At 63.8% G+C, this 20,036-nt stretch carries 13 protein-coding genes and 1 pseudogene; 10 read left to right on the forward strand and 4 right to left on the reverse strand.

The genetic code is table 11. The features are described 5' to 3' along the window. Positions 1-12 precede the first annotated feature (12 nt). Entirely contained in the window at positions 13-5,250 is a 5,238-nt protein-coding gene (locus IFT80_RS05315; RefSeq protein WP_192136929.1) for a Tc toxin subunit A, read from the reverse strand. A 371-nt stretch (positions 5,251-5,621) separates the two neighbouring features. Here IFT80_RS05315 and IFT80_RS05320 point away from each other — a divergent pair, with 371 nt between their 5' ends. Continuing rightward, positions 5,622-6,587, forward strand: coding sequence for an aliphatic sulfonate ABC transporter substrate-binding protein (locus IFT80_RS05320; protein ID WP_192136930.1), 966 nt, complete (start codon positions 5,622-5,624; stop codon positions 6,585-6,587). 96 nt (positions 6,588-6,683) lie between these two features. Here IFT80_RS05320 and mntP read toward each other — a convergent pair whose 3' ends face one another. The 3 genes from mntP to IFT80_RS05335 form a co-directional block, all read right to left on the reverse strand. Further along, a complete protein-coding gene (gene mntP / locus IFT80_RS05325) occupies positions 6,684-7,250 on the reverse strand; it encodes a manganese efflux pump MntP (RefSeq protein ID WP_192137121.1) in 567 nt (188 codons plus the stop codon). Positions 7,251-7,476: 226 nt separating this feature from the next. Beyond that, positions 7,477-8,601 carry an acyl-CoA dehydrogenase family protein gene (locus IFT80_RS05330; protein WP_192136931.1) on the reverse strand — a complete coding sequence of 375 codons (1,125 nt, stop codon included), beginning with the start codon at positions 8,599-8,601 and terminating at the stop codon, positions 7,477-7,479. Positions 8,602-8,749: 148 nt separating this feature from the next. Next, the gene (locus IFT80_RS05335) at positions 8,750-9,643 is read right to left on the reverse strand and encodes a LysR family transcriptional regulator (protein ID WP_192136932.1); all 894 of its coding nucleotides are present in this window, start codon (positions 9,641-9,643) and stop codon (positions 8,750-8,752) included. 94 nt (positions 9,644-9,737) lie between these two features. Here IFT80_RS05335 and IFT80_RS05340 point away from each other — a divergent pair, with 94 nt between their 5' ends. The 9 genes and pseudogenes from IFT80_RS05340 (at position 9,738) to IFT80_RS05380 (ending at position 19,848) form a co-directional block, all read left to right on the forward strand. Continuing rightward, on the forward strand, positions 9,738-10,361 hold the full coding sequence (locus IFT80_RS05340) for a cysteine dioxygenase family protein (protein ID WP_192136933.1): 624 nt from the start codon (positions 9,738-9,740) through the stop codon (positions 10,359-10,361). After that, complete coding sequence (locus IFT80_RS05345) at positions 10,358-11,941, forward strand: rhodanese homology domain-containing protein (RefSeq protein WP_192057573.1); 1,584 nt, start codon at positions 10,358-10,360, stop codon at positions 11,939-11,941. Before IFT80_RS05340 ends, IFT80_RS05345 begins: the two co-directional genes overlap by 4 nt. Positions 11,942-12,054: 113 nt before the next feature. Further along, positions 12,055-12,849, forward strand: coding sequence for a class II aldolase/adducin family protein (locus IFT80_RS05350; RefSeq protein ID WP_192136934.1), 795 nt, complete (start codon positions 12,055-12,057; stop codon positions 12,847-12,849). Positions 12,850-12,913: 64 nt separating this feature from the next. Next, a pseudogene (locus IFT80_RS05355) lies at positions 12,914-13,687 on the forward strand (ABC transporter permease); the annotation flags it as partial. 4 nt (positions 13,688-13,691) lie between these two features. Then, entirely contained in the window at positions 13,692-14,483 is a 792-nt protein-coding gene (locus tag IFT80_RS05360) for an ABC transporter ATP-binding protein (RefSeq protein ID WP_192104066.1), read from the forward strand. 163 nt (positions 14,484-14,646) lie between these two features. Beyond that, positions 14,647-16,299, forward strand: a complete 1,653-nt coding sequence (locus IFT80_RS05365) for an ABC transporter substrate-binding protein (RefSeq protein ID WP_192136936.1) — start codon at positions 14,647-14,649, stop codon at positions 16,297-16,299. Next, complete coding sequence (locus IFT80_RS05370) at positions 16,296-17,255, forward strand: ABC transporter permease (RefSeq protein WP_192136937.1); 960 nt, start codon at positions 16,296-16,298, stop codon at positions 17,253-17,255. Before IFT80_RS05365 ends, IFT80_RS05370 begins: the two co-directional genes overlap by 4 nt. Before the next feature lie 20 nt (positions 17,256-17,275). Continuing rightward, positions 17,276-18,232 carry an ABC transporter permease gene (locus IFT80_RS05375; RefSeq protein ID WP_192104060.1) on the forward strand — a complete coding sequence of 319 codons (957 nt, stop codon included), beginning with the start codon at positions 17,276-17,278 and terminating at the stop codon, positions 18,230-18,232. Continuing rightward, positions 18,229-19,848, forward strand: a complete 1,620-nt coding sequence (locus tag IFT80_RS05380) for a dipeptide ABC transporter ATP-binding protein (protein ID WP_192136938.1) — start codon at positions 18,229-18,231, stop codon at positions 19,846-19,848. The genes IFT80_RS05375 and IFT80_RS05380 overlap by 4 nt, the downstream gene beginning before the upstream one ends. Positions 19,849-20,036: the final 188 nt, after the last annotated feature.

Raw genomic sequence — 20,036 nt, forward strand, 5'->3', positions numbered from 1 at the left:
AACCAGACACTTTTATTCCGGAATGATCTTCATGATTTCGTAGCCTACGAAATTGTCCATCACGCTGTACGGACTGGTTTGAGTCTCGGACAGCATCAATTCCATGTAGCCATCCGGGCCGCAGGTTCCAGGTGTCGAGACGACCCTATAGCCAGCAGGAGTTATAGCCAGCACGGGTTCGTTACCGTACAGAACCCTGACCGTCATCGGCACTTCGGCGCGTTTGGGAACATAAGCAATGTTTCCTTCGAACCGTACGCGTGAATCACTGCTACTGGCCACAGTTCTGAACGCCGCCGGCAGATTTCGCCGGTCTTCGGGGATAACAAAGTTCACATGATCAACAGTGTTCATTCCGTCCCTGAACACCGCGCAGGTATCCGGGCGTACAGTAAGCGTGTTATCCCAGCGGTTATTACTGGTATAGATTCCTCTGTAAGCACAGCCCCCAGCACTGTTTGGTAATAGAGGTCTTTCCGGGGGGTTTCCATCCGTTTGCCTGAAGTGCACCGTGCCGCCTATCAGCGGACGTCCACTTTGCGAGTTCAGCTGGACACTGAGCCCGTGGGTATTTAGGTAGTCATGCTGCCTCCAAGCTTGAAAGATGCCAAGTGTCACGATCTCCTTCACATGCACTTCTCGGGTTTCAATGACACCCAAATTGCTCTCGAATCTCAAGACAAGCACGTTATCCGCTGCACCACCTTCTTTGAAATCGGCGTACTCCCCATTGAAATCAAAATGCATGTGCCCTTGCTCATCGGCATAGGCTTTCTCGCCCGCTGCAGGTGAAATGACAATTCCTTGCATGTCGGCAGCGCCGCCAACCAAGCTCCATTGCACCCATGCACGATCATCGCCGATATCCCCACGGACAGCACGTACGCTCAATGCTCCCTGCCCACCACGCCCCATGACGAACGAGCTGCCATCAGAATGATTCAACAGATCACCCGTTTCACCCAGCGACGACACTTGTAAAGATTCGTGAGCGTGCATGACTGCGACTGCGAAATCAGCCGCGTTGTTTACCCCAATGGTTCGCGCTGTCACCACTTTCTGGCCGTGATCACCCGCCGCGAAGCGATATTCGAATGCGGTCCAACCTTGACTATCGGTGTAGCTGGTTCCGAGCTCCCTACTGCCTTGGTGCCACGTCACGGGGTAGCGGCTCAATGCTGGCTCCAGGCGTACACGGAACTGCGCTGGGCGTGACTGGCCGATGCCGAAAATCTGCTCCAATGGTGCATGTTCGACCAGTCTTGGCAGCTCGAAGATAGGCGTCGCAGCACTGGCGAGGGGGCGCAATTGGGTGTCCGACACAGTGGCATCAACGCTCACTATCACGGACCCTGCCTGGGCTGCGGTGAAATTGATGCGGGCAATACCCTGCCCATCGGTGATGCTCGTAGCTTGCTGATCAAAGCCGCCGACGGTGCAACCCCAAGTCACTGTGGCGCCGATTACAGGCGTTTCATCCAGGTTGATAATGCGGCAAGTGACCTCTACCGGCTGGGTCGCCGCGATGGCGCTCGCGAAGCGTATGTATTGAAAGTAAGGCTGTTCCAGGAACCTGACGGGTTGAAACGCGTGCTCGTTACCGTTGAACTCGAACACCGCTACCACGCTGGCCGGACCCGACGGCTTGCTGTGCAACGTCGCATACGCCAGGCCTTCGCTATTGGTGCGCGTCTGCGGACGCTGGAATTGACCTAGGTCCGTCTCCCACTGCACCACACGATCGCGACCCACGTTGCCATGCATATCCACGAGTTCCACCGCAAACTCGATTTCTTCACGGTCACCCGCCAGCGCCTCGGCAGGATTCGGGTAATGGGGCACCTCGATGAAGTCAAGGGTGCTTTCATCGCAATCGATCCGCACCAGCGGCGCCTGGATCTGCCGGTCCAGGCCGTAGGTGGCGGTGACCTGAGCGGTGCCCATCTCATCGCCAGCCATCAGGGTCGCGGTCATTTCGCCATTGGCGTCGGTTTCCGTCATCGCGGGGAATTGCAGTTCGCCCAGGCTGGTACGCCAGGCGACTCGAATACCACCCATCGGCTGGCCCAGGAAGTTTCTGACGGTAATGGTGAAGCGTGCGACCTCGTCGGTCCTGGCCACCAACAGCTCACGGTCGACAATGATCCATGAAGACTCGCTTTGCCCCAGTTCACCTTCCACTTGTTTGCCTTCACCTGACAGGCTGGCGGTCAAGCTGGCCAAGGCACCCTCGCCAGCGGCCCGGTAGTCGTTGCGCGAACTGTCGCTGCGCAGCCGACTCAAGCCGACCACTGCCGTGGTGCCCAATTGCAGCTCGTTACAGAACTCGCGAATACGGATCAGGTGATCCAGTTCCAGCACCGTCAGCAGAATCCCGTTGTCAGCCAACAGCGCGGCTGTTTGCAGAATGTCGCGAGTGCCGAAGCCGATAAATCCGGCGATCTTGCCCGCAGCATCTTCGCGCACAAGTTCGGCATCGGCATCGCTGAGCTCTTGGGGCAGGCTGTTCACCAGCTGTAGGTAGTCGAGCAACTCCTGCTCACCGCGACGGCTGAATTTCACCACTCGCTGGTACTGCACCAGGCTGTAGAGGTCTGCAAAGCCGATGTCGTCGATCGACCAGGTGGCGGATCTGGTTCGGCGAACTTGCGCCGGGCGGCCGAACCACTCAGGGTTACGCACAAAACTGCGCAAGGCCATGGCGCTGACGTTCAGCTGTTGCGCGATCGCTGCCCGGCGGGCCAGACGTGCCAGGATGGTCAGCACTTCATCGCCCACGGGCACCGCGACACCGGCGCCCCCCTCGATGGCGAACACCCGCAGTACTTCGGCAAGCAACTGATAGGTCGTGCCACGCGCCCACAGCAGCAGCTCGCGGCACTGCTCGGCAGTCACCTTCAAGGTGCTGGCCAGGCATTCCCAAACCAGGCTCTGCTGAGCGGCACGGGCGTCCATCACCACACTGAACAGTTTGATGCGCAGGTCGGAGATCGCTGTGACGCCATGGCGGCTCATCACGCGATCGATCAGCTCCAGCAGCCGCTCGGTATAGTAGGCTTCGTCCTCGTACTCGGGGGCCATGATGCTGCGATCAATGATCAGGCCGTCACCGGAAACGAGCGCTTCGAATTCAGCCAGCCAGTCAATCGCAGTTGGCGCATCACCCGCTGAATACTGCGGTGCACCTGCTTCGACGAAGGTCGCCTGGCTGACCAATACCGCTCCCATACGTGATTGAATCTGCTTGAGCAGATCGATCTCGTGCTCGGTCGCTGCCGCAACGGGAGTCAGTGGCATGACCTGCTGATACAACCAGTTGACCGACAACTGATGCGTGTTGCACCACTTGATCACATCGGCCAAGGACTGGATCACACTCAGGGTGTCAGTCGTTTCCGAGTGCTGATGCACGGCAAGCCGGGGCTGCGCCAGGCGGTTGATGTACTGGTTGGCGCTCTGGTTGATCAATTGCAGCAAGGCAATCGCCTCGATACTCGAAATGCCCAGATAGCGTGGCAGCTTCACCAGGCGGTAGAACGCCGAGACTACAGCGTGGGACCACCGCAAGCTGTTGATATCGAAGTCAGCCATGCTTTCGTTGCCCTGACTGTGGAGCCCCTGAGCGATGTAGCGAGCGATGTAGACGTAGGTTTCGAAACTGATGCCCAGCGCGCTGCACAGATGATCGACCTTGCGGTACTGATTCTCCGTTGCCGGGACGATTGGAAATACGCTGTCGTCCAGACACAACGGCGTTTCAAACAGGCCGCTGGCATTAAAAATGCGATCGAACTGCGGCGTGTCACTGCCGCACGCATACAGGCCTACGCCATGAACGAGCGCCGAAAAGTCTTCAGCGGTTACCTTGAAATCGCGCTGCAGTTGGCGAAACAGACCCAGCATGCGCAGGGTGTTTTCGGTGATCTGAAAAGCGTGCGGGGTCTTGCCGTGCTCGGTCTTGAAGGCTGCCGATAGCAGCAGATCGATGTCGGCGAAGCTCAGCTCCATCCAGCGCGACAGACGAATGATGCGTTGCAGGCGGTCGAAATGGCCATCGGTGTGGCCGATAAAACGGTGCATCGCCCCACCCTCACTGACCACGCCCAAGGTCGGCGCGGTACCCGCGTTGATGTAGCTGGAACCGACCACGGCAGGCGATGCCGGCGCCAACCCGGCCACATTGGGCGAAGCCACCGGTGCGCGCGTTTCAATGGACAGCAGGTCTTCCAGTTGCGCCTGGTTGATGCCCGTGCGCTTGCAGAAGGTAGGGATATCCACCAGCGGCTCGGCGTTGGCAACACCGTAGTGACGGTTGTAGAAGCTGGCCTGAGCCACGGCCATGGCTGCCTGGCGCTGGAGGCCTGGGGCCTTGCGGGCCAGGTTCGTCAGCGGAAAATAAGGCGCTTCCAGCAGCAGCGCGCGCTGCTCGGGGCCAAACGCGGCGTCCAGTTGCAGGGCATCGTCGGAGGCCGCCGAATGCAACCCTTGCTCCTTGAAATAGGGGAACTTGGGATCGAGTTGTCGAACCACGTCACCCAGTTGGTAGCGCTTGCGCTGCAGCACATGGTTGATCTGCGCCTGATACCGCTCATACGGCAACTGGAAAGGATAACGGGTGGCCAGCAGTACATCGTCTACCGCTTCTTCGCTGCGGTTGCGGCCGTCCAGAAACTCGCGCGCGGCGCGCTCGAGAATCTCATTGACGATCACTACAGTCGGCTCGACGCGCTCCAGGCTCACAGGGTCCAAGGTCAGGTCAACCAGATCGGGACGACGCTTGGCCAGCGTGATGGCTTCACCTTCGATGGCCAGAGGCTCGATGGTCTGGGTGGCAAGACGGTAAAGACTGGTCAGATAAGCCGCAGGCGAGGAGGTTGCCTCGATAGCGCCGGGCATGCAGTTGCTCGACCAACTGGGGGTGAACTGGCTTTCGAAGCTGGGGCCGTCGACCAGCGCACGGACGCCGCTACGGGCCATGGCCGCCGAAGCCGGCTCGCTGGCCTTGAGGCGTTGTTCGCGCATCTGTCGCGCTGCGAGCACGGCCACCGAGCTGGCGCGCTGATGCAAGGCTTGCGCTTGATCTACGTCAAAACCCTTGCCGAGCTTGATCAGGTCGTCGACGCTGCCTTGAGCGATCGCCATTGCCGTGCAGCCTTGAACCTTGGACAGGGTCTGGTGCTGTTCGGCATTGACGGCGATATTCTTCAAATGTGCGGATAGGGTACGTTCCGCCGGCGTTTCATCTTTCATGGCTATCTACCTTGGCTGTTCGGCGCAGGCCCGCGAACGGGCTGCGCAGTGAAGCCGCCACACTAGGTAATGTTTCCTTGGACGTCGCCTGACAGAAGTGATAGGTACGTGTATGTTTTTAAAAGAGAAATTTGTATATGCGAAGATGACAGGCGCCTACTGAGAACCTTTCGCATCGATAAAGAACCGGCGGGTGAAGTGCAGTGCGAATCAGTTTGGCCGGTGAGGCTGCATAAGCTGATAACTAAACGCCATTACCGTGCGTTGAACTGTTCTTCTATAGTCGCTTCACCGGATCACCGGCATGCCCTTCCCCGTTCTCTTCGAGCCGACCGCGCCCCGCGGATGCGTCGGAGACGAGACTTGAAACCATGTCCACCCTCTTCACCCCGCGGCACCTGCTTGCCGCCAGCCTCAGCGTTGCGCTCGGCGTTGCCTTCAGCTTTTCGGCAGCGGCAGAAACCCAGCTGCGCATCGGTTACCAGAAGTCCTCGACGCTGATGGTGCTGCTCAAGCAGCAAGGTACGCTGGAGAAGCAACTGGCAGACAAAGGCGTGCGCGTCAGCTGGCACGAATTTGCCAGTGGCCAGCCGCTGCTCGAAGCGCTTAACGTCGGCAACGTCGACCTGTCGGCAGACGTTGCCGACACGGTGCCGGTGTTCGCTCAAGCTGCCGGCGGCAAGCTCACCTACTACGCGTCCGAATCGGCTTCACCGCAGGCCCAGGCGATTCTCGTGCGGCAGGACTCGCCGCTCAAATCGCTGGCAGACCTGCGTGGCCATACCGTAGCAGTCACCAAGGCGGCAGGGGCTCACTACCTGCTGCTGGCGGCCTTGCGCAAGGGTGATCTGACGTTCACTGACATCAAGCCGGCCTACCTGACCATCGCCGACGGTCGCGCCGCCTTCGAAAACCAGAAGGTGGATGCCTGGGTGGCGTGGGAACCGTTCCTCAGTGCCGCGCAGCAGCACCAACCTACCCGCGTACTGGCGGGCAGCGAAGGCCTAGCGGCGTACAAGCGCTACTATCTGGCAGGCACGCCTTATGCGAAGGCCAACCCGGCGATCCTGAAAACGGTGTTCGACGACTTGGCCGAAACTGGCAAATGGGTCAAGGCGAACCCGGCCGACGCCGCCGCGATTCTGGGTCCGCTCTGGGGCAATCTTGACCCGGCAGTGGTGCAGCAGGCGAACGCCCGCCGCAGCTACGATGTGCAGCCCGTCACCCGCGAAGGATTGGCCGAGCAGCAGAAGATCGCCGATGCCTTTCACGACGAGAAGCTGATTCCCAAGCGGATCGATGCGGTGAACGTGGAGGTGTGGGCGCCGGGCGAGTAATCCAACGACGCACTCCCAGGATCTGTGCGGCGGCCCCTCACCTGCCGCCGCCAACCGGGCCGGAAAACGCAGCCCATGAGCAGTCGACTGCTCCGATTACGCCGCAGACAAATGCTCGTAGAGAATCACCGCACCGACCAGCATCAACACGATGCCGCCCACGATTTCCGCGCGCTTGCCCACCACGACGCCCAGTACCCGACCCAGCATCACGCCGATCGTGACCATGACCGTGGTTGCCACGCCGATGGCGGCGGCTGCGATCCAGATGTTCACGTCGACGAAGGCCAGGCCTACGCCAACCGCAAGAGCATCAATGCTGGTGGCAAAGGCGGTGACGGCCAGAATGGCAAAGGAATGCTGTTGCGGCTTGTCCTCTTCCGGGGCTTCAGCTTTGACCCCGTTGTAGATCATGTGCAGCCCAAGTCCCACCAACAGCACGAAGGCGATCCAGTGGTCGAAGTCTTGAACGTACTCAGTGGCCGCCTGGCCTATGAACCACCCTATCAAGGGGGTGATGGTCTCTATAGCACCGAAGATGACACCCGTACGAAGTGCTTCCGTGAATCGCGGTTTGTGCAGTGTCGCGCCTTTGCCGATGGCGGCGGCGAAGGCGTCGGTGGACATCGCCAGGGCGACGAAGATGATGGAAATGGGGTTCACGGTCGAAGATCCAGCCGGGCTATGAGTCAACGACGCGACCACACGCCCGGCTTTAGGCATGGATGCATCGTTGGTCTCACCAACCACAAGGTGTTCGTGCCACGGCAGGCAGCCGAGAATGTTGACACGAACGCGCTGGACCGAGGTCCAGAGCAGGCTACTCCCCAACAAGGGACGCCACTGTAATCAGCGGCACATGAAAATTTCGTGAGCTCGTTGATGGGTGTCAGAGCGCCAGTGCCTGACGCCCTATTGCAACCAGGGCGCTGTCATCCTGAGGCGTGTGAATGCGCGCGCAGAGCACGTTGCGGTAGTGCCTTTCCAGCGCGTTGCGACGGTCCAGCGCCGGGTTGCCGCCGGCTTCGATGGCCAGAGTCACGGCGCGTATGGCCTGGTTGCACACCAGGTACTTGATGGCGGGCCAGCGCTCGGCGGGCAGGCGGCCTTCGGCGGCCGATTGCAACAGGGCCTGGTTGGCCAGCAGCAGGCTGTCGATCTCGCCGACCCGTTCCTGGAAGCGCGGCAGCGTCGCCAGGGCGGCACCGAGATTGGCCGGTACGCGGTGCTGCAGCCAATCGATGAACGAATCACGTGCGGCCTGGGCGACGCCGTCGTAGACACTGGACATCAGCACCGCCATCCACAGAAGGCCTTCGCCGTCCAGTTCCGGCTGCGGCGTGCTGGCCGGACTTACGCTGACGGCCTGGTCGAACGGCACCAGCACGTCGTCGAAGACCACATCGTGGCTGCACGTGGCACGCATGCCCAAGTGGTCCCAGGTGTCTTCGATGGTGATTCCGGGGGTGTCTCGATGCACCAGCCAGGAACCCACCAACGGATCGTCATCATCGCTGCGCGCCCACACCAGCAGCCAGGTCAGGCCGTGGCTGCCAGTGGAATAGATCTTGCGGCCGCCCAGTCGCCAGCCCTCGGCGGTACGTCGCGCCACGGTGTTGGGCAGGCCGCCGCGGGCCGGCGTGCCCAGTTCGGGCTCGACCCGCAGCGAGTTGATCAGCGCCCCGCTTTCCACGGCGTCCAGCGCCAGGCGCTGCTTCCATGCCTGAGGCCAACGCTCGCTCTGGTGCAGACGGGCCTGCTGCAGGTACTGCATGACCAGGATCAACGCCGTCGCCGGCTCGCCCTTGGCGACTGCGGCCACCACTTTCTGCGCTGTTGCCAGGTCGGCCCCGCCGCCGCCATAGGCCGTGGGCACGGTCAGCGCGAGCAGGCCGAGGCTGTGCAGGTGGTCGATGTTGTCATGGGGGAACTCGCCACTGCGGTCGTAGCGCTCGGCGTGCAGTGCCATTCGTTCGGTGAGCGCGGCAAGGGCGCCGGGGTCTAACTGGGGCATGGCGAGAACTCGGTCGGACAAGTGCACGGCAACGCAACTCGAAGCGGCAGCGCTGTGGTTGTGGACTAATCTACGCACCTTCAAGGACATGAGTAAAGATCATTTTAGGAATATCCTAATATGCTAAACGCGCACGTATCTTGCTCCATCAGTCCGTATTCATCCCGTGTGCCACGCTTTCCCCGAACAGCCTGATCGCGCCTTGCAGGTTGCCGACGAACGCCGCATGCACCAGCCACAGGTCGACCATGGGTTTGAAATCCGCCACCTGCAGAACCTGCAGTTGTTCGCGGTGGCGACTGTGCTGCAACAGCGGTGCCGGGACCAGACCCAGGCCCATGCCGCTGGCCGCCAGGCCCAATTGCAGGTCGGTGCCGAAGGTCTCCAGGTTCAGTTTCAGGCTCAGGCCCTGCTCGGCCAGGGCGTGCGAAAGGCCAGCGCGAAAGCCACAACCGTCGGGATTCAGCACCCAACCTTCGCCTTGGCAGTCGGCCAGCTTGCAGCGTTTGCCGAAATCCAGGCCCTTGGCCCCAACCACCAGAAGCGGCATGCGTGCCAGCGAGTGACCCACCACGCCGTCGGGAAACACCTTGCCTGCCGGGAACAGCGCCGCAGCCGCATCCAGCTCACGGTGCTGGATACGCTGGACCAGCTGTCCACCCCAGCCGTGGGCAACCTGCACGTGCAAATCGACGAAGCGCTGCTTCAAGGCTTGCAGGGCATCGAGCAGCACGGCGTCACCGACCGTCTGCGGCACGCCGAGGCGCAGAGTGCCGGAGGGCGCTGCGTCTTCCGCCACCAGCTCGTGCAGCGAATCGACCTCGCGCATCACGCCCTGGCAGCGTTCATACACGCGCAGGCCGATGGCCGTGGGTTTCATCGGCTTGGTGTGCCGGTCGAGCAGAATTGCGCCCAGCGACTCTTCGAGACTTTGCAGGCGCCGGGTGACGGCGGACTGAGTCAGCTGCAGGGATTCGGCGGCCACGCTCAGGGACTGCAGGCGCACGACTGCCAGGAACGCTTGGATGTCATCTATCTTCATTCGCTTTTCGCATATTAGCTTATGAACAAATTGAATTTCGGGAAGCTTAATCCCTTTGCTAGGGTAATAACGAATCTGTTCGAGGGCTACTGAAATGACTCATCCACTGCGCTATGACCGCTTTCGCCAGTTCGTCGGCGACCTGGCCGAGTTGCTGGATCGCGAACCCAGCGAGCCGGCGGTGCTGGAACAAGGCGCAGTGCTGCTGCAGCGGCTGGTCAGCCACGACGACTGGCTGCCGGCCATCGCTGCCCAGCCCGATCCGCAACGCTACCAGCAATTCCTGCTGCACGCCGACGCCCGCCAGCGCTTTTCCGTGGTGAGCTTCATCTGGGGCCCTGGGCAGAGCACACCGATCCATGACCATCGCGTCTGGGGCCTGATCGGCATGTTGCGCGGTGCCGAGTTTTCCCAAGGCTTCAGCCGCGAAGCCGATGGGCGCCTGGTGCCCGACGGCGCGCCGATCCGCCTCGGGCCGGGCCAGGTCGAAGCGGTATCACCCAACATCGGCGACATCCATCAAGTCAGCAATGCCTTCCACGATCGGGTGTCCATCAGCATCCATGTCTACGGCGCCAATATCGGCGCGGTAGCGCGCGCTGTGTACAGCGAAAACGGCGAAGAAAAGCCATTCATTTCCGGTTATTCCAATGCCGGTATCCCCAATTTCTGGGACTTGTCCAAAGAGCGCCCGCCAAAAGAGAGTTCACCTGCATGAGCCAGATTGCCGTACGCCCCTACTCCACCTTGCGCCAGGCACTGCTGGACGGCCAGGAAGTGGCATTGATCGATGTCCGCGAAGAGGCGCCTTTCGCCGAGGCTCACCCGCTGTTCGCCGCCAATATCCCCCTGTCCCGGCTGGAACTGGACATCTACGCCCGGGTACCGCGCCGCGATACGGCCATCACCGTCTATGACGAAGGCGAAGGCCTTGCCGCCGTGGCCGCGCAACGCTTGCAAGCGCTCGGTTATACCGATGTGGCGCTGCTGCAAGGCGGGCTTGCCGGCTGGCACGATGCAGGCGGCGAGCTGTTTCGCGACGTCAACGTACCGAGCAAGGCCTTCGGCGAGCTGGTCGAAAGCCTGCTGCATACGCCTTCACTGGCGGCCGAGGACGTGCAGGCCCTGCTCGACAGCCGGGCCGACGTGGTGGTGGTCGACGCACGACGCTTCGACGAATACCAGACCATGAGCATTCCGGGCGGCATCAGTGTGCCGGGCGCCGAACTGGTGCTGCGCATCCGCGAGCTCGCGCCCGATCCGCAGACCCGGGTGATCGTCAACTGCGCCGGTCGCACCCGCAGCATCATCGGCACGCAGTCGCTGGTCAATGCGGGCATTCCCAACCCGGTGTCGGCGCTGCGCAACGGCACCATTGGCTGGACACTCGCCGGTCAGGCACTGGAACATGGCCAGCAACATCGCTTCGGCGAAGTCGCCGAGCACACCCGCGCGGCAGCGGCGCAGTCGGCACGCGCTGTCGCGGACAGGGCCGGTGTGCAACGCGCGACGCTTGCAGCGCTGGCCCGCTGGCAAACCGAACAGGGCCGCACCACCTATGTGTTCGACGTGCGCACCCCGGAAGAATACGCGGCCGGGCACCTGCCTGCGGCGCGCTCCACCCCGGGCGGCCAGTTGGTGCAGGAAACCGATCATTTCGCCAGCGTGCGCGGTGCGCGGCTGGTGCTGGTGGACGACGACGGCGTACGCGCCAACATGAGCGCGTCGTGGCTGGCCCAGATGGGTTGGGACGTGTTCGTGCTGGACGATGCACAGTCCAGCGATTTCACGGCCGACGGCGCCTGGCAGACGCCCCTGCCGACCCTGCCGGAAGCCGAGACGATCAGCCCGGCAACGCTCGCTCGGTGGCAACGCGAGGGCAACACCCAGGTGTTCGACTTCACCAGCAGCGCCAACCACGTGCAACGTCATATCGCCGGTGCCCATTGGGCACTGCGCGCGCAATTGCCCCAGGCCCTGGAGAACGTACCCGTGGCCGAACGCTACGTGGTGACCTGCGGCAGCGGCCTGCTGGCGCGCTTCGCGGTGGCCGATCTGCAGGCGTTGACCGGCAAACCGGTGTTCCTCCTCGAAGGTGGCAACGCCGCCTGGGTGGCCCAGGGCCTGCCGGTGGAAACCGGCGAACGCCATCTGGCCGTGCCCCGCAGCGATCGCTACCGGCGCCCCTACGAGGGCACCGACAACCCTCGCCAAGCCATGCAAGGCTACCTGGATTGGGAGTTCGGTCTGGTCGAGCAACTGGCCAGGGACGGCACCCACGGCTTCAAGGTGATCTGACACCGCAACGCCCCTACATCACTGGCTGCTCGGGACCTGATGAAACCGGACCGAGCGGCGATCGCACTCATGTGCCGTCGCCGCCGGCACGCACGTTTTTCAGGAGAGACCCGATGACTTCGTTGTCCGTTCTGCACGATTCCACGCCCACGCTGCGCCAGCGTGTCACGCCGCAGGAATGGGAGGTGCGCGTCAAGCTCGCGGCCGCCTATCGCCTGGCCGCGCAACTGCGCTGGACCGACCATATCTACACGCACTTCTCGGCCCGTGTGCCGGGTGATCAGGAGCACTTCCTGATCAACGCCTTCGGCCTGCTGTTCGATGAAATCACCGCGTCCAATCTGGTCAAGGTGGATATCGACGGTGAGCTGATCGACGATCCGCTGGGTCTGGGCATCAACCACGCCGGCTACGTGATCCACAGCGCCATCCACCGCGCACGTCCCGACCTCAAAGCGGTGCTGCACACCCATACCCGCGATGGTGCGGCAGTGTCGGCCCAGCGCAACGGCTTGCTGCCGCTGTCCCAGCACGCGCTGCTCTACTACAGCCGCGTGGCCTACCACGGTTATGAAGGCATCGCGCTGGATCTGGACGAACAGACGCGCCTGGTCCGCAACCTGGGCAACAGCAACATCCTCATCCTGCGCAACCACGGCCTGTTGACCGGAGGCGTCAGTGTCGAGCACGCCTTCCGCGAACTGCATGGTCTGGAGCGCGCCTGCAACATCCAGATCGCCGCCCAGGCCGGCGGCAATGCCGAGCTGCTGCTGGCACCGCAGGCGGCCATCGACAAGGTGCACCAGCAGTCCGCCAGTGCAGCCAGCGGCGACAACCCCAAGATCCAACTGCACTGGGACGCCTTGATCCGTCAACTGGACCGCGAGGGCCAAGACTATGCCACCTGAAATCGCCTCTGCGCCGATCGCCAGAGCGCCCATCCACATGCTCGAAGTCACCCCCAGCGCACCCCGCCGCGGCGTGCGCGTGCCAGGCTTCGTGCTCAGGCTGCTGAGCCCGCTGGCGATCCTGGTGCTCTGGGAGCTGGCCTCGCGGGTCGGGCTGATCCCGCCGCGTATCATCGCCGCGCCGTCGAGCATCGGTGTGACGTTCTGGGCGCTGACCATCAGCGGCGAGCTCCCGGCGCATCTGCTGATATCCCTGCAGCGCGCGGTGTCGGGCCTGGCCATTGGTGTGTTCATCGGCACCGCTGCGGCCCTGCTCACCGGCCTTTCGCGGCGTGGCGAAGTGCTGCTCGACTCACCCATGCAGATGCTGCGCACCGTACCCTCACTGGCGCTGGTGCCGCTGTTCATTCTGTGGTTCGGCATCGGCGAATTCACCAAGGTCGCGCTGATCGTCATGGGCACCACCTTTCCGGTGTACCTGAACCTGTTCGCCGGCATCCGCAGCATCGACCCCAAGCTGATCGAAGCCGGCAACACCCTGGGGCTGAACCGTCGCGAACTGGTCTGGCACGTGATATTGCCCGGCGCGCTGCCGTCGTTCTTCGTCGGCCTGCGCTATTCGCTGGCGATCTCCTGGCTGGCGCTGGTGTTCGTCGAGCAGATCAACGCCACCTCCGGCATCGGCTTCCTGGCCAGCGACGCGCGCGACTTCATGCGCACCGACATCATCGTCATCTGCCTGCTGGTGTACAGCCTGCTGGGGCTGCTGATCGACGGCATCATCCGCGCCCTGGAGCACTACGCCCTGGCCTGGCGCCCCTCCTTCGTGAAGAGCTGATCCCATGACCGCACACAACGTCACCCGCCCGTTGCACCCACAACCCGCCGTGAGCCTGCAGAACGTGGTGCGTCAGTTCGGCACCAACCGTGTCATCGACGGCTTGAACCTGGACATCGCGCCCGGCGAGTTCGTTGCCCTGCTGGGCGCCAGCGGCTCGGGCAAGACCACCCTGCTGCGCTCGCTGGCCGGGCTCGACCCGATCGAAGGTGGCCGCCTGCTGGTGCCCGCGGCCCGCTCGGCGGTGTTCCAGGAACCGCGGCTGATGCCGTGGAAGCGCGTGTGGAAGAACGTCACCTTGGGCGTGCGCACCCCCCAGGCCCGCGAGCGTGCGGTCAAGGCGCTGACCGAAGTGGGTTTGGCGCATCGGCTCGATGCCTTTCCCGCCACCTTGTCCGGGGGTGAAGCCCAGCGCGTGGCATTGGCCCGCAGCCTGGTGCGCGAGCCTCGCCTGCTGCTGCTGGACGAACCGTTCGCCGCCCTCGATGCGCTGACCCGCATTCGCATGCATCAGTTGATCATCGATCTGTGGCGTGCCCACGGGCCTGCAGTGCTGCTGGTCACCCACGATGTCGAGGAAGCGATCCTGCTGGCCGATCGCATCATCGTGCTCAAGAACGGGCGCATTGCCGAAGCGCTGCCCATTGGCCTGGATCGCCCTAGGGAAAAAGGCACACCGGCCTTCAATGCCATTCGCCGACGCCTGTTAGGGCTGCTGGGCGTGGAAGCCGGCCCGCCTCAGGTGGCCGATGGACCCTTGCCACAGGCCAACAGACCACGAGCGCTCGCGACCTGAATCGAAGTGGGGCCATTCGCGGGCAGAGCCCCGCTCCCACAGAGAACTCGCCGCCCTCCCCGTTCCCACAGGCACTACCAACCTCTGTGGGAGCGGGACTCTGCCCGCGAAGGCCCGCACCCCAAACCCAAGCCGATCACAGCACTACAAAGGACAGTCACCCATGCCCCACCCAACCCACCCATCGGCTTCGAACCTGCCCCAACGCCCCCGCCTGCTGGCACTGGGCATACTGCTCGCAGCACTGGCGGGCTGCTCGCCCTCGGCCCCCGAACACGCCGACAAGACCCTCAAGATCGCCTTCTTCGGCGACAACACCACCCTGGTCAGCGTCGACCCGTTCCAGGTCTATTGGCTCGAACATCGCGTGCTGCTGCGCAACGTCGCCGAATCACTGACCGACCAGGACCCGGACACCGGCAAGATCATTCCCTGGTTGGCCAAGAGCTGGGACATCAGCGACGATGCCCTGAGCTACACTTTCCAACTACGTGACGACGTCACCTTCAGCAACGGCGAGCGCTTCGACGCCCAGGCAGTGAAGGCCGCGTTCGACAGCGACAAGGCATTCGCCAAGGAGCTGCCGGCGACCTTCGGCGCAACCTACCTGGCCGGCTACGACCATGCCGAAGTGCTCGACGACTTCACCGTCAAACTGGTGCTGTCACGACCCAACGCCGGCTTCCTCCAGGCCACGTCCACCACCAACCTGGCAATTCTTGCACCGGCCTCCTACCAGTTGACCGCCAAGCAGCGCTCGCTCGGCCAGATCATCGGCACCGGGCCTTTCGTGCTGGAGCACTACACACCGGAGAGCGGCGCCCGACTGACCCGTCGCACGGGTTACCACTGGGCATCGGCGAACATGAAGAACAAGGCCGACGCTCATCTCGATGCGGTGGACATCAGCTACATCGCCGAGGAAAGCGTGCGCAATGGCCTGTTCCTGCAAGGCAAGGTCGATGTGCTGTGGCCGCGCAACCCCTTCTCGGAGGTCGACCTCAAGCTGTACCAGAGCAAGGGCGCGACCATCCAGAGCCGTGCCTTGCCTGGCCCGGCTCTGAACCTCTACCCCAACACCCGCAACGGCCGCGTGCTGGCCGACAGGAAAGTGCGCCAGGCACTGCTAAAGGCCATCGACCGCAAGAGCTACGCCAGCACCGTGTACAACGCCGATTTCCCCGTCGTCGACGGTGTGTACGACAGCACCACGCCCTACTTCAAGGCCCAGGGCGCCAAGCTTGGCTACGACGCTGTCGGCGCCGCACGCTTGCTGGACGAGGCAGGCTGGGCACCGGCTGCCGATGGCTATCGACACAAGGACGGCAAGCGCCTGAGCCTGGCCTACAACATCAACGGCAGTGAAACGGCCGGCGATGTGCTGGTTCAGGATCAACTGCGCAAGGTGGGTATCGACCTGAAACTCAACGTGGTGACCCGCGCCGAATGGACCGCCGCCAATGCCCAGGGCAACTACGACCTGACGTCCACCTACATGACCCGCGCCGATCCGATCATTCTGCAGACCATTCTCGATCCGCGCAGCGCCAACAGCTCGACCCTGGCCACCAATACCTACGAACCGGCGACCCTGAACCGGGCCACCGCGCTGTTCGACGCTGGCATCACTGCCACTCGAGCCGAGCAACGCGCCAAGGCGTACGGCGATCTGCAGGACCTGCTGGTGGACGAGGCCTCGGCCATCCCGATCTACGAGCGTGTCTGGCAGGCAGCCACGGCGGATCGGGTGAAGAACTTCCACTGGACCGCAGAAGGCTTCGCCTTCCTCGGTGACATCGAGGTCGGCACGCCATGAACCGTTACCTGCTGGGGCGTGTCGGCCAGGCGCTGCTGGTGCTATGGGGCGCCTATACCATTACCTACTTCATCCTCTACCTGCTGCCCGGCGATACGCTGTCGATCATGCTCAGCGCCTCGGGCCTGGAAGTCGATGCGCTGTCGCCAGCGGACCTGGCCAAGGCACGTGCCTACTACGGACTGGATCGCGGCCTGTTCGAGCAGTACGGGCATCTGCTCTGGCGGGCCCTGCACGGTGACTTCGGTCAGTCGCTGTCGCTCAACCGGCCGGTGACTGCGCTGCTGGCCGAGCGCCTGCCACAAACCCTGACCCTGGCCGGGTCGGCCATCGTGCTGTCGTTGATAGGCGGCATCGGTCTGGCCTACCTGACCGCCTACGTGCGCTGGCAACCCCTGCAATCGGCCATGGCGCGCCTGCCGTCGCTGGGGTTCTCGGTGCCGGTATTCTGGCTGGGCCTGCTACTGATCCAGGTGTTCGCCTTCGGCCTGGGCTGGTTCCCCGCCACCGGCAGTCAGGGCCTGGACAGCCTGGTGCTGCCGGCCATCACCCTGGCGATCCCCAGCGCGGCGGTGTATGCCCAGGTGCTGCAACGCGGATTTCAGCACGTGTGGCGCGAGCCCTACATCACCACGGCCTACGCCAAAGGTCTGAGCCGCGCCCAGGTGCAGTACCGCCACGGCCTGAAGAACGCCGCGCTGCCGATTCTCACGCTGTTCGGCCTGCAGGTCGGCAACACCGTGTCGGGTGCGGTGCTGGTGGAAACCATTTTCAGCCGCAACGGTGTCGGGCGCCTGGCCCAGGAAGCGGTACTGCGCCAGGACATTCCGGTGGTGCTGGCGATCGTCGCCATCTCCGCGGCCGCTTTCGTGGTGGTGAACCTGTTGGTGGACCTGCTCTACCCGATGTTCGACCCCCGTATCACCCACGCGCCCCGTGCGCCCAGTGCGGCCTAGGCCTGCCAAGGATTCCGCTCATGCCTTCATCCAACGCCGTGCACAATCTCGACCGTCGGTTCGGCTCGCCGTCGATACAACGCTTGCCGGCTACGACGCCATCCGCGCCATTGCCAGTGGAGGCCACCACGCCATGGCGACGGCGCAATCGCTGGTCACGCCTGCTCAGCGCTTCACGTCCCCTGTTGCGCCGGCCCGGCTTCATGCTGGCCGCGCTGGTAGTCGCCTTTGCTTTGCTGGCTGCGCTGGCACCGGGCGTGCTGAGCGGCTTCGACCCCAATGCCACGGCGCCGCTGGCCAAGCTCACCGCGCCCAACGCCACCCATTGGTTCGGCACCGACGAGCTGGGCCGCGACCTGTATACCCGCGTGATCCACGGCGCCAGCCTGTCGATTCAGGCAGCGCTGCTGGCGGTTGGCCTGGCCCTGCTCGGCGGCTTGAGCCTGGGCGTGCTGTCGGGGTTCGCCGGGGGCCGCGTGGATGCGCTGATCATGCGCGTGATCGACGTGCTGCTGGCCCTGCCTGGCTTGCTGCTGGCGCTGGCCATCGTCACCGCCATCGGCTTCGGCACCTTGCCGGTAGCCCTTGCCGTGGGTGTAGGGATCATTCCCGGTTTTGCCCGCACCACCCGTGCCGAGGTGTTGCGGGTGAAGACCCTGCCCTACGTGGAGGCCGCCCGCTTGGGCGGCGCGAGCTGGTTGCAGACGTTGTGGCGGCACATCCTGCCCAACGCCTGGGGGCCGGTCGCCGTGCTCGCCACCCTGGACTTCGGCGCCGCCATTCTGGCCACCGCAGGCCTCAGTTTCCTGGGTTTCGGCGCCGCGCCACCGGCGCCGGAATGGGGCACGCTGATTGCCACCGGCCGGCATTTTCTGATCACCGCGCCATGGGTGGCGCTGTTGCCCGGCGTCTTTGTCGTGGCCGTGGTGTTCAGCCTCAATCACCTGGCCCGCACCCTTGAAGAGATCAAGCGATGAACGCGCTCATTGAAGTCCACAACCTGGGCATCGCCTACCGCCAGGGTGCGCAGCACACCCAGGCGGTGACGGATGTATCGTTCAGCCTGGCCCAGGGCGAGACCCTGGCCATCGTCGGAGAATCGGGCTCGGGCAAGACCACTGTGGCCAACGCTATGCTCGGCTTGCTGCCTGACAGCGCCGTGCTGACTGCCGGTCGGCTGGTGGTGGCCGGGCAGGACCTGAGCCAGGCCAGCGAACGCGTCAAGCGCCAACTGCGCGGCCGCACCATCGGCCTGGTGCCTCAAGACCCGATGGTCAGCCTCAACCCCACCCAGCGCATCGGCGTGCAGATCGCCGAGGCACTGGTGCTGGCCAGAGGTGGGCGCTACCGGGGGGTAGACAACGATGTCGGCGAGCTGCTCGCCCAGGTCGGCCTGGACAACCCGACGCTGCGCGCCCGGCAGTACCCTCACGAGCTCTCCGGCGGCATGCGTCAACGCGTGCTGATCGCCATCGCGCTGGCCGGCAACCCGCGCTTGATCATCGCCGATGAGCCGACCAGTGCGCTGGATGTGACCGTGCAGCAGCGGATTCTCGATCATCTCGAGGGGCTGGTGCGCGAGCGTGGCATCTCGTTGCTGATCATCACCCACGACCTGGGCGTGGCCGCCGACCGCGCCGACCGGGTGCTGGTGATGAAATCCGGGAGGCTGGTCGAGCACGGCACGCCGCAGCAGGTACTGGCCAAGCCGACCCAGCCTTACACCCGCGCCTTGATCGCCGCCGCGCCAGCCTTCGCCGAGCCCCGCGCACCGCGCGCTGCGGCTGCGCCAGGGCAACCGCCGCTGCTGGCGCTGACTGCGGTGAACAAGCATTACCGGCTGCCACGGGTCCGTGGCCAGGCCGACCGCTTCCAGGCGCTGGCCGATGTCAGCTTCAAGGTCTGCGCCGGGCAGACCCTGGGCATCGTCGGCGAATCCGGGTCGGGCAAAAGCACGGCGTTGCGCATTGCCCTGGGGCTGGAGAAAGCCGACAGCGGCCGCATCGAGTTTGCCGAGCAGGACGTGACCGATTTCGGCTGGCGACAATTCCGGCCGCTGCGTCGGCGCATGCAACTGGTGCAGCAGAACCCGTTCGCAGCGCTGGACCCGCGCTTGTCGATCTTCGACAGCATCGTCGAACCTCTCGTCTCGTTCGGCCTGGCCCGAGGGGCGGCGCTCGATCGGGCTGCGCGTGAATTGATCGAACGGGTGCATCTGCCGGCCCACTTCCTCGACCGCTTGCCCAGGGAGCTGTCCGGCGGCCAGCGCCAGCGTGTGGCCATCGCCCGGGCCCTGGCACTGCAGCCCGACCTTCTGCTGCTGGACGAGCCGGTGTCGGCCCTGGACGTTTCGGTGCAGCGGCAGATCCTCGATCTGCTCGACGAGCTGCAACGCGAGCTGGGCATCGCCTACGTCATCGTCTCCCATGACCTGGCAGTGATTGCCAACGTCGCCGATGAGGTGCTGGTCATGCGCCAGGGCCGCATCGTCGACCAGGGCCCCACTGCGCAGCTGTTCAACCATCCGGGGAACGCCTACACCCAGGCGCTGCTGGACGCCGTCCCCGGCAAGCGCCAACGCGCCCTGGCCTGAGCCACGTCATCCCGCCCCCCGTAGGAGCGGTCATCGGCCGCGAAGAAAGCACCGCGGTACGCCTGAACCACCGCAGCGCCCATTCGCGGCCACGGACCGCTCCTACAATACTCCGCGCAACCCCCGTAGGAGCGGTCATAGGCCGCGAAGAAAGCACCGCGGTACGCCTGAACGACCGGAGCGCCCCT

Origin of the sequence: Pseudomonas sp. CFBP 8771, assembly GCF_014841695.1 — a bacterium.
GTDB classification, from domain to species: Bacteria; Pseudomonadota; Gammaproteobacteria; order Pseudomonadales; family Pseudomonadaceae; genus Aquipseudomonas; species Aquipseudomonas baltica.

Bases quoted from the DNA above. Each gene is read 5' to 3' on its own strand.
- IFT80_RS05315 (WP_192136929.1), bottom strand. From the start codon at position 5,250: ATGAAAGATGAAACGCCGGCGGAACGTACCCTATCCGCACATTTGAAG.
- IFT80_RS05320 (WP_192136930.1), top strand. From the start codon at position 5,622: ATGTCCACCCTCTTCACCCCGCGGCACCTGCTTGCCGCCAGCCTCAGC.
- IFT80_RS05330 (WP_192136931.1), bottom strand. From the start codon at position 8,601: ATGCCCCAGTTAGACCCCGGCGCCCTTGCCGCGCTCACCGAACGAATG.
- IFT80_RS05335 (WP_192136932.1), bottom strand. From the start codon at position 9,643: ATGAAGATAGATGACATCCAAGCGTTCCTGGCAGTCGTGCGCCTGCAG.
- IFT80_RS05340 (WP_192136933.1), top strand. From the start codon at position 9,738: ATGACTCATCCACTGCGCTATGACCGCTTTCGCCAGTTCGTCGGCGAC.
- IFT80_RS05345 (WP_192057573.1), top strand. From the start codon at position 10,358: ATGAGCCAGATTGCCGTACGCCCCTACTCCACCTTGCGCCAGGCACTG.
- IFT80_RS05350 (WP_192136934.1), top strand. From the start codon at position 12,055: ATGACTTCGTTGTCCGTTCTGCACGATTCCACGCCCACGCTGCGCCAG.
- IFT80_RS05360 (WP_192104066.1), top strand. From the start codon at position 13,692: ATGACCGCACACAACGTCACCCGCCCGTTGCACCCACAACCCGCCGTG.
- IFT80_RS05365 (WP_192136936.1), top strand. From the start codon at position 14,647: ATGCCCCACCCAACCCACCCATCGGCTTCGAACCTGCCCCAACGCCCC.
- IFT80_RS05370 (WP_192136937.1), top strand. From the start codon at position 16,296: ATGAACCGTTACCTGCTGGGGCGTGTCGGCCAGGCGCTGCTGGTGCTA.
- IFT80_RS05375 (WP_192104060.1), top strand. From the start codon at position 17,276: ATGCCTTCATCCAACGCCGTGCACAATCTCGACCGTCGGTTCGGCTCG.
- IFT80_RS05380 (WP_192136938.1), top strand. From the start codon at position 18,229: ATGAACGCGCTCATTGAAGTCCACAACCTGGGCATCGCCTACCGCCAG.